Annotated in this window: 13 protein-coding genes; 10 read left to right on the top strand and 3 right to left on the bottom strand. The window is 60.5% G+C overall.

The window, feature by feature from the left end:
• The first annotated feature begins 3 nt into the window (after positions 1-3).
• The 8 genes from hisG to ACEWMW_RS08720 all read left to right on the top strand — a co-directional run bounded on the left by hisG (position 4) and on the right by ACEWMW_RS08720 (position 8,780).
• Entirely contained in the window at positions 4-663 is a 660-nt protein-coding gene (gene hisG, locus ACEWMW_RS08755; RefSeq protein WP_409413501.1) for an ATP phosphoribosyltransferase, read from the top strand.
• A complete protein-coding gene (hisD, locus tag ACEWMW_RS08750) occupies positions 663-1,958 on the top strand; it encodes a histidinol dehydrogenase (protein WP_409413500.1) in 1,296 nt (431 codons plus the stop codon). The genes hisG and hisD overlap by 1 nt, the downstream gene beginning before the upstream one ends.
• Positions 1,955-2,413 (top strand): transcription antitermination factor NusB, encoded by a 459-nt coding sequence (nusB, locus tag ACEWMW_RS08745; RefSeq protein WP_409413499.1) that lies wholly within the window; start codon positions 1,955-1,957, stop codon positions 2,411-2,413. Before hisD ends, nusB begins: the two co-directional genes overlap by 4 nt.
• A 112-nt stretch (positions 2,414-2,525) precedes the next feature.
• Entirely contained in the window at positions 2,526-3,392 is an 867-nt protein-coding gene (gene thiL / locus ACEWMW_RS08740; protein ID WP_409413498.1) for a thiamine-phosphate kinase, read from the top strand.
• A gap of 141 nt (positions 3,393-3,533) precedes the next feature.
• On the top strand, positions 3,534-5,651 hold the full coding sequence (locus ACEWMW_RS08735; protein WP_409413497.1) for a sodium-translocating pyrophosphatase: 2,118 nt from the start codon (positions 3,534-3,536) through the stop codon (positions 5,649-5,651).
• A 118-nt stretch (positions 5,652-5,769) separates the two neighbouring features.
• A complete protein-coding gene (locus tag ACEWMW_RS08730) occupies positions 5,770-6,672 on the top strand; it encodes an acyl-CoA thioesterase (protein ID WP_409413496.1) in 903 nt (300 codons plus the stop codon).
• Between the two features lie 58 nt (positions 6,673-6,730).
• On the top strand, positions 6,731-8,326 hold the full coding sequence (locus ACEWMW_RS08725) for a serine hydrolase (protein WP_409413495.1): 1,596 nt from the start codon (positions 6,731-6,733) through the stop codon (positions 8,324-8,326).
• A 34-nt stretch (positions 8,327-8,360) separates the two neighbouring features.
• On the top strand, positions 8,361-8,780 hold the full coding sequence (locus tag ACEWMW_RS08720) for a DoxX family protein (protein WP_409413494.1): 420 nt from the start codon (positions 8,361-8,363) through the stop codon (positions 8,778-8,780).
• A gap of 4 nt (positions 8,781-8,784) precedes the next feature.
• Here the strand turns inward: ACEWMW_RS08720 and ACEWMW_RS08715 are convergent, their stop codons facing one another.
• From ACEWMW_RS08715 to uvrC, 3 genes are all read right to left on the bottom strand, one after another.
• The gene (locus ACEWMW_RS08715) at positions 8,785-9,447 is read right to left on the bottom strand and encodes a potassium channel family protein (RefSeq protein ID WP_409413493.1); all 663 of its coding nucleotides are present in this window, start codon (positions 9,445-9,447) and stop codon (positions 8,785-8,787) included.
• Complete coding sequence (locus tag ACEWMW_RS08710; RefSeq protein WP_409413492.1) at positions 9,437-10,729, bottom strand: TrkH family potassium uptake protein; 1,293 nt, start codon at positions 10,727-10,729, stop codon at positions 9,437-9,439. Before ACEWMW_RS08710 ends, ACEWMW_RS08715 begins: the two co-directional genes overlap by 11 nt.
• Before the next feature lie 95 nt (positions 10,730-10,824).
• On the bottom strand, positions 10,825-12,783 hold the full coding sequence (gene uvrC, locus ACEWMW_RS08705; protein WP_409413491.1) for an excinuclease ABC subunit UvrC: 1,959 nt from the start codon (positions 12,781-12,783) through the stop codon (positions 10,825-10,827).
• 144 nt (positions 12,784-12,927) lie between these two features.
• On the opposite strand from uvrC, the gene ACEWMW_RS08700 reads away from it, so the two are divergent.
• Positions 12,928-14,202 carry an APC family permease gene (locus ACEWMW_RS08700; RefSeq protein WP_409413490.1) on the top strand — a complete coding sequence of 425 codons (1,275 nt, stop codon included), beginning with the start codon at positions 12,928-12,930 and terminating at the stop codon, positions 14,200-14,202.
• Complete coding sequence (locus tag ACEWMW_RS08695) at positions 14,203-15,375, top strand: BaiN/RdsA family NAD(P)/FAD-dependent oxidoreductase (protein WP_409413489.1); 1,173 nt, start codon at positions 14,203-14,205, stop codon at positions 15,373-15,375.
• Positions 15,376-15,499: the final 124 nt, after the last annotated feature.

Below are 15,499 nucleotides of genomic sequence, written 5' to 3'. Positions count from 1 at the left end.
GCCATGAGTGCAAAGCAGCTTACCTTTGCCGTCCCCAAGGGACGGATCCTCGACGAGGCCCTCCCGGTGATGGCCCGCGCCGGCGTCGAGCCGGAAGCGGCGTTTCACGACAAGGCCAATCGTTCTCTGACTTTTGCGACCAATCGCGATGACATGCGCCTGATCCGCGTGCGCGCTTTCGACGTGGCGACCTTTGTCGCTCATGGCGCCGCGCAAGTAGGAATTGTCGGATCGGATGTGGTCGAGGAATTCGATTATTCGGATCTCTACGCTCCGGTTGATCTAGATATCGGACACTGCCGTCTGTCCATTGCCGAGCCAACGGGCGTTACCGGAACGGCGAATGGTGCGAGCCACCTGCGCGTCGCCACGAAGTATCCCAACATCACCCGCCGCCACTTTGAAGCGCAGGGTATCCAGGCCGAATGCGTCAAGCTCAACGGGGCGATGGAGATTGCGCCGAGCCTTGGCCTGTCCGGGCGGATTGTCGATTTAGTCTCGACCGGCCAAACGCTGAAAGACAATGGCCTGGTCGAAACCGCAAAGATTATCGACATCACAGCACGACTGATCGTCAATCGCGCCGCCCTCAAGACCGATCGGCGCGTCGGAGAGCTCGTCGATCGCTTCCGCGCCGATGCCGAGAAGCGGAAGGCAGGCTGATGCGCACGCTCAAGGCTAGCGACGAGGGATTTGCTAAAAGCTTCAGGAAGCTCGTCAATTCGCGCCGTGACGGTGATATCGAAGTCAGCCGCGACGTGGCCGATATCATTGCCGATGTTCGTTCGCGCGGCGATGCAGCGCTAGTCGAATATTCGATGCGCTTCGATGACCATAGGCTGGCAGTCGAGGGTGAAGATGGTTGGTCGATCTCGCTCGCAGATTGCAAGGTTGCATACGAGGCCTTGGAGCCTGACTTGCGCGACGCGCTTGATCTCGCCGCGAAGCGTATCCGGGCCTACCACGAAGGGCAGCTTCCCGAAGATCGCGACTACCGCGACGATGATGGAATCAGACTCGGCGCGCGCTGGAGCGCGGTCGATGCGGCAGGGCTCTATGTTCCGGGCGGCCGTGCAGCCTATCCTTCTTCGCTGCTGATGAACGCCATCCCGGCGAAGGTCGCGGGAGTGGAGCGGATTGCCGTGGTCACACCCACACGCAAGGGCGAAGCCAATCCGCTGGTCCTTGCAGCAGCGCACATCGCCGGAGTGGACAAGATCTGGCGTATCGGCGGGGCACAAGCGGTCGCTGCGCTCGCCTACGGTACCGACCGGATCAAGCCGGTCGACGTGGTGACCGGCCCGGGCAATGCTTGGGTCGCAGAAGCCAAGCGCCAGCTTTACGGCGTAGTCGGCATCGATATGGTCGCCGGACCGAGTGAAATTCTCGTAATTGCTGACGCCGACAACGATCCGGACTGGATTGCCGCCGACCTCTTAAGCCAGGCCGAGCATGATCCGACCTCGCAATCGATCCTGATTACCGATGATGGGCAATTCGCTGCCCTCGTAGCCGATGCGATCGACGTGCAATGTACCCAGCTTTCCACTGCGCAAACCGCTCGCGAAAGCGTCGACACGCATGGAGCCATCATTGTGGTCGAGACGCTCGACGATGCGATCCCGCTCGCCAACCGGCTGGCGGCCGAGCATGTCGAACTGGCGGTGGCTGATCCTGGGGCGCTCTTCGCCAAGCTGCGGCACGCCGGAAGCGTTTTCCTTGGACGTATGACGCCTGAAGCCGTGGGCGATTATGTTGCCGGACCTAATCATGTACTGCCAACCGGCCGCCGCGCGCGTTTCTCGAGCGGGCTCTCGGTGCTCGACTTCATGAAGCGGACAAGCTTCATCGGAGTCGACGACGACGGATTGCGGAAAATCGGCCCGGCTGCGGCTGCGCTAGCTCATGCAGAGGGGCTTCCCGCCCACGCACGCTCGATCGAGGAACGTCTCAAGTGAATTCTACTGCATCACCGCGTTCGCAGGCAAGATCTGCCGCTCGCCTGGCGGCAGTCCAGGCTTTGTACCAGCAGAGCATGGAAGGCACCGCGCTTGCCAAGCTTCTCAACGAGTTTCACCAGCATCGGCTCGGCCAAACAATCGAGGACGAACAATACCTCGAGGCCGAAACCGCATTCTTCGACGACATTGTCAGCGGCGTGGATGCGCGGCGTGACGAGTTGGACGAGCTGGTATCTGTCAAGCTCGCAGAAGGCTGGAAACTGTCACGGCTCGACAAGACGATGCTTCAAGTGCTGCGTGCCGGTGCGTTTGAACTCGTCGCGCGTGCCGACGTGCCCGTCGCTACAGTGATCGACGAATATGTCGACGTAGCCAAAGCCTTCTTCGATGATCGCGAAGCAAAATTCGTCAATGGGATACTCGACGCACTCGCCAAAGAGGTGCGCTCTTGATCTGTGGTTCCGGGCCACCCGCTCCCTCCACCCTTCCACCCGGATTATCACTCCGGAGTAGGATCCGGCTGGAAGGGTGGAGGGAGCTGGCGGCCACGGCTCAACATACGAAATGAACGAAGCCGATTTCATCGCAGCCTTGCGCACTTTGCCGCTTCACGCGGGAGCGCGCGAGCTTGAGGATGACTGCGCAGTTCTCGAGATCGGCAGCGAGACGCTAATCATCACGCATGATGCAATGGCCGAAGGCACACATTTCCTACCGGATGCCGATCCCGCCGATGTGGCGTGGAAGCTGGTCGCCGTAAACTTGTCGGATCTGTCAGCCAAGGGCGCCGAGCCGGTCGGAATTTTGCTAGGTCATATGCTGGGAAACTGGGACGAGTGCTTCCTAGAGGGTCTGCGTCAAGTCACAGAATTGCACGACGTTCCTCTGCTGGGTGGCGACACGATCCGCAGCGAGGGGCCTCGCGTACTCGGCCTGACCGCAATAGGTCGTGCGGCGCATACGCCGGTTCCGAGCCGCAGTGGGGCACAAGCAGGAGATGGTATCTATGTGACCGGCGAGCTGGGTCACGCGATGTTGGGCTTTGAGGCGCTCCGCGACGGCACCGAGGCCGATAGCTCAGCCTATCGCCGACCCACACCGCTTCTTGAAGCAGGCAAGGTATTGGCTCCGCATGTCACCGCCATGATGGACATCTCGGACGGGCTGCTGCTTGATTGCTGGCGTATGGCCAAGGCAAGTGACGCCGCGATCGAGCTGGAGAGCACCGCGATTCCCGTCGCCGTTCGTTCACGTTTGGAGGAATGCATTCGTTGGGGTGATGACTATCAACTGCTATTCACCGCTGATTTTAAAGCCGATTTGCCCGTTGAAGCCGCTCGCATCGGGCAAGTAACGGCATCGCAAGGCGGCGCATTGGTGCTCGATGGGGCTCCACTCTCGCCGGAAGATGACCTCGGTTATCAGCACTAGGCATCCCTATGGAAATTGGTGAGAGGGCGGGCACAATGCCGATTCCCCCCTTGTCACCCCGCGATCAATCCTTATAGCGGCGCGCATCTGTGGCCCCGCTCATCCGCGGGGCTATTTCCACGTTCTCAGGAGGGGTATTCCGTGGACCTTATTCTCATTTCAATCGGACTGGGGCTGCTGGCCGTCGTTTACGGCATCGTCACCAGTCGCCAAGTTCTCAGCGCAGGCGCCGGGAACGAAAAGATGCAAGAAATCGCTGGCGCGATCCAAGAAGGCGCGCAGGCCTATCTCAACCGCCAGTACACAACCATCGCGATTGTCGGCGTGGTTGCCGCAGTTGTATTGGGTCTGGCGCTCGGCTGGGTTCCGGCAGTCGGCTTCGTGATCGGTGCAGTCCTGTCGGGCGTCGCGGGCTACATCGGGATGAATATCTCGGTTCGCTCGAACGTCCGTACTGCTGCTGCCGCGCAAAGCGGACTGCAGCAGGGCCTCACTATCGCATTTCGTGCCGGCGCAATCACCGGCATGCTGGTGGCGGGCCTCGCCCTCCTCGCGATTGCGGTGTTCTTCTACATTCTCATCTTCCAGATGGGCCTTTCGCCGAGCGACCGTACCGTCATTGACGGGCTGGTGGGTTTGGCATTCGGCGCCTCGTTGATCTCGATCTTCGCGCGTCTAGGCGGCGGTATCTTCACCAAGGCTGCTGATGTGGGCGCCGATCTCGTCGGCAAGGTCGAAGCCGGTATTCCCGAAGACGATCCCCGCAACCCTGCCACGATCGCCGACAACGTTGGCGACAACGTGGGCGACTGTGCGGGCATGGCAGCCGACCTGTTTGAGACCTATGTCGTCACCGTGGGTGCGACGATGGTCCTTACCGCGCTGTTGCTCACAAGCATTGGCGATCTGCTATTGCCGCTAATGTCATTGCCGCTGTTGATCGGTGGTGCCTGCATCCTCACTAGCATTATCGGCACCTACTTCGTGCGCCTTGGCAAAGGCAGCACCAATGTGATGGGCGCGATGTACAAGGGCTTCCTCGTTTCGGCAGTCCTCGCGATTCCGCTGATCTGGCTCGTTACCGACTACGCCATCGGCATCGACACTGTCATTGGCGAAGGCGAAAGCGCGTTCTCCGGAATGGACTTGTTCTGGTGCTCGCTCCTCGGTCTCATCATTACCGGCCTGATCATCTGGATCACCGAGTACTACACTGGCACGGCTTACCGTCCGGTCCGCTCGATCGCCAAGGCCTCTGAAACCGGCCACGGCACCAATGTGATCCAGGGTCTGGCCATCAGCCTGGAATCGACTGCCCTGCCCACCATCGTCATCGCGGCGGGCATCATCATTGCCTACCAGCTCGCGGGTCTCATGGGTATTGCCTATGCGGCAACAGCCATGCTGGCGCTGGCGGGAATGGTGGTTGCGCTCGACGCATACGGTCCTGTCACCGATAACGCCGGCGGCATTGCGGAAATGGCCGGTCTCGATGAAAGCGTTCGCGAGAAGACCGATCTGCTCGATGCCGTGGGCAACACCACCAAGGCCGTGACCAAGGGCTATGCCATCGGTTCAGCCGGTCTCGGTGCGCTGGTGCTCTTTGCGGCTTATACGACCGACCTCAGGGTGTTCTTTCCGACATTCCTCGATGGCGACCTCACCAATGGTGAAGTTTCCTTCAGTCTTGAGAACCCCTATGTGATCGTCGGTCTCTTCCTCGGCGCACTGCTCCCGTACCTGTTCGGTGCGATGGGAATGACCGCTGTGGGACGTGCAGCTGGTGACGTGGTGATCGACGTGCGCGACCAGTTCGCGAACGATCCTGGCATCATGGCCGGCACCAGCCGTCCGAACTACGCCAGGACAGTCGACCTCGTCACAAAGGCGGCGATCAAAGAAATGATCATTCCGTCGCTGCTACCGGTGCTTTCGCCGATTGCGGTCTACTTCGTGATCACGGCGATCGCAGGCCAGGACAATGGCTTTGCCGCACTCGGCGCCATGCTCCTCGGCGTGATCGTCGGCGGTCTCTTCGTCGCGCTTTCCATGACTGCCGGTGGCGGCGCATGGGACAATGCGAAGAAGTACATCGAAGACGGCAATCACGGCGGCAAGGGCTCTGAAGCCCATAAGGCCGCGGTGACGGGCGACACCGTTGGTGATCCTTACAAGGATACCGCCGGTCCTGCCGTGAACCCGATGATCAAGATCACGAACATCGTGGCCCTGCTGCTGCTGGCAGCACTGGCCCACTGATCCGAGTTGCTCTTCGAGGGCAAAAAACCCCGTCCAGCTCCGGCTGGGCGGGGTTTTCTTTTCGCACGTCCGATCCCGAGATTGACGTGCGCGTAAGCCTGCCGCAAAGCCGGTTTCGATGACAGACTCAATTCCTGATGAGAAGCTGGTTGCCGGCTTCGTAAAGCTGCTCACCGTCGACAAGGCGAGCGAGGACCAGTTCGTCGGCCGGCCGCAGAAGGGCGGGATGGGTCGAATGTTCGGCGGTCAGGTGATCGCCCAGGCCCTCCAGGCCGCTCAGGCCACCGTCGCCGACGGCAAGGCCGCCCATTCACTTCACGCCTATTTTCTGCGCGGTGGTGAAGAAGGTCCGCCGGTCGATTACTCCATTGCGCGCGACTTCGACGGTCGCAGCTTTTCGAACCGCCGTGTCGTGGCGAGCCAGGAAGGCCGCCCGATCCTCAATCTCACTGCCAGCTTCCAGACCCCGGAGGACGGGCTGGAACATGTGGAAGCGCCCATGCCAGAGGTGCCGGGACCCGAAGAGCTGGTTCCCGATATGGATTTACGCCGCAAGATGGTCGAGAAGGCGGGAGACCGGATCAGCGAAGCCCAACGCGCCGCGGTGATGCGCCCTCGCCCCGTTGAATTGCGTTCGGTCGGCCCTCTCCACTGGTCGAATTCCCAGCCGAGTGAACCGCGCGCGCATAGCTGGTTCCGCACGGTTGCTCCGCTGCCGGATGATTCCGCGATCCATCGCGCCATCATTGCCTATGCCAGCGATTTCACGCTGCTTGGCACTTCTGCACTCCCCCACGGGCTATCCTGGATGCGCGGCGATTTGGTCGGCGCGAGCCTCGACCATGCGCTTTGGTTCCACCGCGAAGCCCGTGCAGACGAGTGGCTGCTCTATGCCACTGACAGTCCGTGGAGCGGTGCTGGTCGCGGCTTCAATCGGGGGCAGATATTCAACCAGAACGGAGAACTGGTTGCCAGCGTCGCGCAGGAAGGCATGATGCGCAAGCGCAGGCAAAGCAAATAGCTATGACGCAGCCCAGCGTTTCAGCGGATTCTGTTATTTGTCGAAGGACTCATGAGCCATGAAGCATCTACTCATTGCCGCAATGCCGCTTTCGCTCGCTCTCGCCTCTGTGGCTCAGGCTCAAGCACAGCCGGCGGTCGAGGAAACCGAAGCCGCCCGCCCCCTCCCCGACTTTGCTACCGACATGCAGCGCACCATCCAGGCGTTCGATTCCACGGGCATGGTTGCTGCGGTGATGGTCGATGGCGAGGTGGTGTTCCATGCGGCATCAGGTCTCGCCGAAGAAGGCACAGAGCGCGCGGTGACGCAGGACATGCTGTTTCCCATCGCCAGCATATCCAAGGCTTTCACCACCACTGCGCTCGCGATCCTCGTTGATCGCGGGGAGGTCGAATGGGATGCCCCCATCCGCACCTATGTCCCTGAATTTTCCATGTGGGATCCGTGGGTGAGCGAACGATTCACGGTGCGCGACGCGCTGACGCACCGCTCGGGATTGCCGCTGGGCGCTGGCGACCTGCTGATCTGGCCCGATGGCGATGCCGAACCGAAGGACGTGATCGCCGCCCTGCCCCATTTGCGCCCGACGACCGGATTCCGTGCGGAATACGCTTATGATAACCTGCTCTACATCGTCGCTGGCGAGATCATCGAGCGCGTGTCGGGCAAGAACTGGTCCGACTTTGTGACCAGTGAGATACTCCTTCCTGTCGGGATGGAGGATTGCGCGGCAGATATGAGCCTCATCCCGCCCGGCACTCCGGTGGTCACCGGGCATGAACGCGCTGCGGGCGCCGCAGACGGTGTCCCGATCGACGAACGCCTCAACTTCTCCCCGACATGGAGTGCCGCAGGCGGTATCTGGTGTGACACCGGCGCAATGATGAAATGGGGCCAGTTCTGGCTCGATGGCGGCGTGACAACCGATGGCACCCGGCTCCTCAGCGAAGAACAGGCGCGCGAAGTCTGGAAAGGCGTTACGCCGCAAGGCGTCAGCGGTGCTCTGCGCCGTGCGGGTTCCTCGCATATCTCGAATTACGCGCTGGGGTGGAGCGTGCAGGATTTCGAAGGCACGCTGGCTGTTAGCCACGGCGGCGGCGCGCCCGGTGTGGTCAGTCACTTCCTCATGCTGCCCGACAAGGACATCGTGATCTTTTCGGCGACCAATGACTATCGCGGCGCTGCATCGACTTTCAATTTCCATACCGCAAGCGCGCTACTGGGAGCGCCAGAGAACGACTTCATTGCCGACTGGGGCGCTGCGTTCGCCAAGGCGGAAGCCGAAGGCACGCAGCTGATCGCGGATACCGCCAGCACTGCACCCGCCGATATCGCACCGCCCAGCCTGCCGCTTTCGGCCTATGCCGGAACCTATCGCGACCCGTGGTACGGGGAAGTGCGCATTATCGAGACCGAGGCTGCGGGACTGTTCATCGACATGGGGCGCAGCGAAATCCTCGATGGCGCGCTGACACACGTCGATCGCGACCGTTTCGCCGCCTTCTGGCCCGACAGTTCGCTCAAGGCCGATGCTTTTGTCGATTTCATCACGATCGAAGGCAAGGTTGCAGGGATTCGCATGAAAGCGATCTCCGAATTGACCGACTTCTCATATGACTTCCACGACCTCCAGCTGGAACGGGTGGACGAATAGGCTTTCGCATGGCACGGTTTGGACAGGGGGAACTATGGCGCAGTTGAGTATCACGGTCGGTCGAGTTCTGCTGGGGCTGTATTTCCTGCTGCCCGGGCTGATGAAGGCGGCTGCGCCGGCCCAGACTATCGCCTATATGGAAGTCAATGGGGTCGCTTTCGCTGCTCCCCTGATGTGGTTCGCCACAATCGTGAATATCGTCGGAGGGCTACTCCTCATCACTGGTCGCCATGTGAAACTGGTCGCCTATGGCTTTGTAATTTATATCCTCCTCGTCAATTTCATGCTGCATGACTTCTGGACCATGGAAGAAGCCAGGGTCCAGCATGAGACGCAGAATTTCGTCAAGAACCTGGGTATCATGGCAGGACTGCTGGTGCTTGCTGGCTTCTCAACCGCGCGCTCGCTTTCGTCCAGCGGCTGGTGGCGTAGTGATAAGTCGCTTGCGGGCTGAGACGCTATTCGAGCGCGGCAAAAGCCTCAATTTGATCGATCCGCCCTGACACCACGAGTACATCGCCGGGCATGATGAGCGTGTCCGGCACGGTATGGATGAAGTCTTCCCCTTCGCGCTTCACACCCACGACCGTCACGTGATGCTTCTTGCGGCATTCGCTGGTAACCAGCCGGACCCCGATAATCGGTTCGGGTGCGGAGAGCCGGGCGATCGCAAAGTCGTCCCCGAAGTCGATGAAGTCCAACAAGCGTTCGTTGAGCAAATGCGCCACGCGCTCGCCCATCCGCTCTTCAGGAAATACGACGTGGCTGGCCCCGGTCCGCTCGAGGATGCGCGCATGCTTTTCGTTTGTGGCCTTCGCCCAGATGTTGCCGATACCGAGATCGCTTAGAGCCAGAACCGTCAAGACACTGGCTTCGATATTGCTGCCGATACCAACCACTGCCGCTTCGAAATCGGCGACCCCCAACTGGCGAAGGCAGGTCATATCGGTGCCATCCGCCTCCACAGCCTGAGTCAAGCTGTCGGCAAATTGCTGGACGCGCCCAGGCGAAACATCTGCGCCGAGAACTTCATGCCCCATCCGCTCCAGTGTCCGGGCCACTGACCCTCCGAACCGGCCAAGGCCAACGACTAATACGGGATTGCGATTACTAGCCGACAATAGGATTCTCCTCTGGATAGCGGAATTGTTGAGGGGTTGCTCCCAATGCCAATGCAGTCGCCACCGTGATCGTTCCGACGCGCCCGATAAACATCAACGCGATGATGACGAGCTGGCCGGAGGGTGGAAGCTTAGCCGTTATTCCGGTAGACAGGCCGACGGTCGAAAACGCCGAAATCGCTTCGAAGAGAAGGTCTTCGAAAGCGAGCGGGGTCAGCATCGACAAGAAACAGGTTGCCGAGAATACCAGCGCGCCGGCCAGCGAGACAACGGTCAGCGCCTGTCGCTCGATTGCATGGCTGAACCGCCTCCCGAAGACGCTGGCATCGCGGCGCCTCGCGATTTCCGAAAGGACGATGGCGACGAGGACTGCGAAGGTCGTGATCTTGATCCCGCCAGCAGTGCCTGCGCTACCCCCGCCGATGAACATCAGGAGATAATTCGTCATCAGCGTTTCGTCGGCAAAGGATCCGACATCGAGGCTATTGAAACCTGCTGTACGCGGCATCACCGAATGGAACCCTGCATTGAGCAGCTTAGAGCCCAGCGCCATCGGGCCCAGCGTATCCGGGTTTCCCCATTCCATGATCAGGATTGCGAGGAAGCCAATCGCCAGTAAGATGGCTGTTCCGGCGACCGTGATTTTCGAGTGCAAGCTCCAGCGCGACCAATGCAGCCGATTACTGCGCAAATCCTGCATGACCGGAAAGCCGAGGGCAGTGAGGATGACCGATAGCATGATTGGTATCAGGATGATCCCGTCATGCTGGTAGGACATCACGCTATCCGAATAGCTCGAGAATCCGGCATTGTTGAAAGCGCTAACTGAATGAAAGATGCCATGCCAAAGCGCCTCTCCCAGCGAATGGTCATGCGCAAAATAAAGCCTCGCCGTGAGAATTGATGCGACGATCGCCTCCACGATCACAGTAATGATGAGCACCAGCTTTAGCACCGAGCGCGCGTCGCCGAATTCGAGGCGGCTACGTTCCACTTGCGTTGCCATCCGCTCGCGCAGCCCGAAGCCTCGTCCAGCCATCAGTCCGAATAGCGTGGCGGCGGTCATGATGCCAAAGCCCCCGATCTGGAACAGGAGCAGGATCACCACCTGGCCGAACGGCGACCAGTAGGTCGCGGTATCGACCACGATCAGGCCGGTGACGGCAACCGCAGATGTCGAAGTGAACAGCGCGGTGAGAAACGCGGTCGATTGACCGTCAGCCGTCGCAATTGGCAGGCTCAAGAGCACGGTGCCAATGGCTATAGTTGCCAGGAAAAGCACGGGAATCAGTCGAACGGGATTGTGAAGCGCTTGCACGGCGCGCCGGTATCACGCGCTAACAGGCAAATAAATCCGAATCTTATATTGCATGCCCCTCACCCGCCCGCGTGGTAGAAATCGTAGATCGTTCGGGCCACCGCTTCGCTCACTCCGGGTGCACGCTGCAAATCTTCGAGCGAGGCAGCGCGCACTTTCCCTGCGGTGCCGAAGTGGAGCAACAGCGCGCGTTTACGCGCAGGACCGATACCCGGAATCTCGTCGAGTGGTGAAGCGGTGATCGCGCGGCTGCGCTTCGCCCGGTGTGCGCCGATGACATAGCGGTGGACTTCGTCGCGCAGGTTCTGGAGATAGAACAGCAGCGGCGAATTGGTCGGCAGCGTCTTCTCGCGCTCGTCTGGGAAGTGGAACACCTCGCGTCCTTCGCGGCCATGATCCGGCCCCTTGGCGATGGCGATCAGCGGCACCTCCTCGATTCCCATCTCGGCGAGTGTATCGCGCACGCTGGACATCTGCCCTTTTCCCCCGTCGATCAGTACGAGATCAGGCCAGATCGTCTCGTGACTGTTCTTGCGGCCCTCCTCGCCGTCAGGATTCTCGGCCAGATTGCGGAACCGCCGCTCCATCACTTCGCGCATCATGCCGAAATCATCATTCGTCTGCGCGCTCTTGATATTAAACTTGCGGTACTGGCCCTTCTCGAAGCCCTCGGGCGAGGCGACCACCATCGCGCCGACCGCTTTGGCGCCCTGAATATGGCTGTTGTCGTAGACCTCGATCCGCTGCGGCGGCTCGTCCAGCTCGAGGAATTCGGCCAGATCGCGCATGATCTTCGCCTTGGTTCCCGTTTCCGCCAGCCGCCGCTCGAGCGCTTCGACCGCGTTGCGCTGCGCCTGCTCCATCAGCTTGCGCCGCGCGCCCCGCTGGGGGACGGAGATTTCGACGCCACGATTCGCAGTGGCGGAAAATGCCTCGGAGATCAGCTCCCGCTCGGCCAATTCGCGATCAACCAGGATCGTCTTGGGCGGCGGCACCTCTTCGTAAAATTGCAACAGCACGTCCGCGAGCACTTCGGCTTCGTCGAGCTCCTTTGTGTTGCGCGGGAAGAAGGCGCGGTGGCCCCAGTTCTGCCCGCCTCGGATGAAGAAAGCCTGCACCGCCATCTGACCGCCCTTTTCGGCCAGCGCAAAGACGTCCGCATCGCCCACGCCCTGCGCATTGATAGCCTGCGAGCCCTGGATGAAGGTCGCCGCGCGCAGCCGGTCACGCAGGATCGCGGCGGTCTCGAAATCGAGCGCTTCGGCAGCCTTGGCCATCTTTTTCTCGATGCTCGCCTGCACAGCGGAGGACTTGCCTTCGAGGAACTGCTTCGCTTCGGCGACCAGCGACGCATAGCCCGCTTCGTCGATCCGCTCGACACACGGCGCAGAGCAACGCTTGATCTGGTAAAGCAGGCACGGCCGATCGCGATTGTTGAAGAAGCTGTCGGTACAGCTCCGCAGCAGGAAAAGTTTCTGCAGCGCATTCAGCGTCTTGTTGACCGATCCGGCGCTCGCAAACGGCCCGTAATAGTTTCCCTTGGCTTTCCTTGCGCCACGATGTTTCATGATCCGTGGGAAGTTGTGATCAGCGCGTAGAAGGATGAAGGGAAAGCTTTTGTCGTCACGCAAGTGAACATTGAACGGCGGGCGATAGCGCTTGACCAGCTGAGCTTCGAGCAGCAGCGCCTCGGCCTCCGAATTGGTGGTGACGATTTCCATACGGCGCGTCTGACTGATCATGCGCAGCGTCCGCTGGGTCAGCCCTTTGGTCTGGGTGTAGTTCGCCACCCGCGCTTTCAGGCTGCGAGCCTTACCCACGTAGAGCACATCGCCGCGGGCATCGAGCATGCGGTAGACACCCGGCTTGGGCTTGAGCGTCTTCACCGTCTCGCGGATCGCCGCAATCCCGGCTGCCAGATCGGGCTGGGCGCTGGCAACGGTATAGGTCGCGCGCTCCTCGTTGAAACGTTCATGGCCCCGTGGGTCGGGCGGAGATCCGGCTTTCGTGCGCGACATCGAGCGAGAGATAGGGGGCAAGTCCGGTGGACTCAATCGCAGCGGCCAATAAGACTATGCACAGCGGGCATGGCCTCCCGTCTTGCGGTTGCTTGCGCCTTGCCGCGCGCCAGTGCAAACCGCCCGCGCTAGAGGGGAATCTGCATGCAACAACAGGTCGTGCCGCCGCGCACCGTCGGTCCGGTCGGAACATCGCTGTTCCAGATTAACGGCATGATCGGCTCGGGCATCTTCGCGCTTCCTGCTGTGCTTGTGGCAGCGGTGGGAAGCTTTGCCCCGCTGATGATTGTCTTGGGCTTCCTGCTGATCCTGCCGCTCGGCTTTGTCTTTGCATGGCTGGCGACTCGGTTCGAGAGTACCGGCGGGCCGGTGCTTTATGGCAAGACTGCGTTTGGTAGCTTCGCCGGCTTCCAGGCCGGTTGGGGACGCTACGCCTCGGGCATGATTGCGCTCGCGGCCAATACGCATGTGATGGTGAGCTATTTTGCCGCACTGTTTCCGGTGCTGGATACCCCTGTGATCGCCTCGGCAACGGTGTTTGGCACGATTGTGATCATGACGCTGATCAACCTGTTCAGCATGCGCAGTTCGGTCAATACCCTAGGTATTCTCACGGCACTCAAGCTCGTGCCCCTCGCCGTGCTGGTGCTGGCCGCTGTGTTGGGGACCTATTCCACCCCCGCAATCGTTCTCCCACAATTCAGCGATGCCGAGACAGTGATCCTGCTCACATTCTATGCCTTTATAGGCTTCGAAGGTGTGACCGTCCCGGCCGGCGAGATGAAGAATCCCAAGCGCGATTTGCCCCGCGTCCTGATCGCGACGCTGGCTGGCGTAACCCTGATCTACGTACTGGTTATCTGGGCATATATGACGATCGCGGCCGAGCCGACCGGGAATACCAATGCACTCGCCGGTGCGGCCGACATCGCGCTTGGCCAGATCGGCGCGGTAATGATTGTGCTGGCTGCGGGGTTCTCGATCATGGCCAATAGCTTCAGTGGACTTGTGATCGTACCACGGATGGCCTTCGGCATGGCCGAGCAAAAGATGCTGCCGCGCTGGTTCGAGCGGATCCATCCGCGTTTCCTGACCCCTGCCAACTCGATCATGTTCTACGGCTTCGCCGCCGCAATCCTCAGCTTGACCGGCGGGTTCGCGGCATTGGCCGCAGCCAGCACGTTGACGCGAATCCTCACTTACCTGATCAGCGCTGCCGCCTTACCGATGATCGAAATGCGGGAGGGCGGGATCAATCCGCTACATGGCGTAGTCGCGCTGCTGGCATTCATGTCTTCGATCTGGATTGCCAGCCATGCCGATTCGCAAGCTTGGGCCATGTTTGGCTTGCTGATTGCGGTGGGCACAATCCTATTCATGATTGCCCGGCGCAAGCCATCGACAACGACCGGGTCATGAGTGTCTGACTCTTACGACGCCATAATCCTCGGCGGGGGCGCAGCGGGGCTGTTTTGCGCCGCCCGAGCCGGACAACGCGGCAAGCGCGTGCTGGTGCTGGAGAAGAGCGAGAAGCCGGGCAAGAAGATCCTGATTTCGGGCGGCGGACGCTGCAACTTTACCAATATCGGAGCGGGTCCGGCCAATTATCTCAGCGCCAATCCGCATTTCGCCAAGTCTGCGCTGGCCCGCTACACCCCGCGCGATTTTCTCGAGCTGGTCGAAAGCTACAGCATCGCCTGGCACGAAAAGACGCTCGGCCAATTGTTCTGCGACGGCTCGGCGGAGCAGGTGGTCGATATGCTGCTGGCTGAATGCGCAAAAGGCGATGCGATCGTAAAGTGCGCCGAGGAAATCCAATCGGTCGACAAGGCTGATAGCTTCACAGTCATCACGCAAACCGGCAGCTACTCTGCTCCCGCGCTCATCATGGCTACCGGAGGGCCATCGATCCCCAAAATGGGTGCGACCGGCTTTGCCTATGATCTGGCTCGGCAACTCGGCCTCAAAGTGGTCGAACCACGCCCAGCACTTGTGCCGCTAACCTTGGGCGGAGAAGATGTGCTCTTCCGTGAGCTATCCGGCGTGGCGGCGCCGATTGTGGCGGAAGCGAACAAAACCCGATTTGCCGAGGCGGCTCTCTTCACCCACCGCGGCCTCTCTGGCCCTGCAATCCTGCAGGTCAGCAGCTATTGGCGACACGGCGATCCGGTAGTGATCGACTTCCTGCCCGAAGCGCCGACCGACTGGCTACTCGAAGCCAAGCGCGACACCCCACAGGCTAATGCACGCTCCCTTTTGCGCGAGCACTTGCCGCAGCGACTCGCCGATACGTTGATCCACCGCCTCGCTCTAAGCGGAGATCTGGGCAACACGCCCGACAAAAACCTGAGGGCGGCACAAGACCGCCTGAAACGGTGGAGTTTTCACCCGAATGGCACCGAGGGGTTTGCCAAGGCCGAAGTGACAGCAGGCGGCATCTCCACCGCCGAACTCTCTTCCAAGTCATTGGAGGCCAAAAGAGTGCCCGGACTGTACGTTATCGGAGAAGCGGTCGACGTAACCGGATGGCTTGGCGGATACAATTTCCAATGGGCCTGGGCCAGTGCAGCGGCAGCCGCAGATGCACTTTAGTCGTCTTATCAACGGCTTAAAATCCCGATATACAAATAATTTGTGCAGTGCAGCATAAACGTGCTAGACCATTGCCAATCAGACCCGAAAACGGGCATCATCGTAGCTATCACTAAGCGGTAGG

The sequence above is a fragment of the Litorerythrobacter xanthomarinus genome, from assembly GCF_046254955.1.
GTDB lineage: Bacteria > Pseudomonadota > Alphaproteobacteria > Sphingomonadales > Sphingomonadaceae > Qipengyuania_C.
This window is presented reverse-complemented; position numbering and strand designations above follow the sequence as displayed.

Bases quoted from the DNA above. Each gene is read 5' to 3' on its own strand.
- ACEWMW_RS08725 (WP_409413495.1), top strand. From the start codon at position 6,731: ATGAAGCATCTACTCATTGCCGCAATGCCGCTTTCGCTCGCTCTCGCC.
- hisG (WP_409413501.1), top strand. From the start codon at position 4: ATGAGTGCAAAGCAGCTTACCTTTGCCGTCCCCAAGGGACGGATCCTC.
- ACEWMW_RS08730 (WP_409413496.1), top strand. From the start codon at position 5,770: ATGACAGACTCAATTCCTGATGAGAAGCTGGTTGCCGGCTTCGTAAAG.
- ACEWMW_RS08720 (WP_409413494.1), top strand. From the start codon at position 8,361: ATGGCGCAGTTGAGTATCACGGTCGGTCGAGTTCTGCTGGGGCTGTAT.
- thiL (WP_409413498.1), top strand. From the start codon at position 2,526: ATGAACGAAGCCGATTTCATCGCAGCCTTGCGCACTTTGCCGCTTCAC.
- hisD (WP_409413500.1), top strand. From the start codon at position 663: ATGCGCACGCTCAAGGCTAGCGACGAGGGATTTGCTAAAAGCTTCAGG.
- uvrC (WP_409413491.1), bottom strand. From the start codon at position 12,783: ATGTCGCGCACGAAAGCCGGATCTCCGCCCGACCCACGGGGCCATGAA.
- ACEWMW_RS08700 (WP_409413490.1), top strand. From the start codon at position 12,928: ATGCAACAACAGGTCGTGCCGCCGCGCACCGTCGGTCCGGTCGGAACA.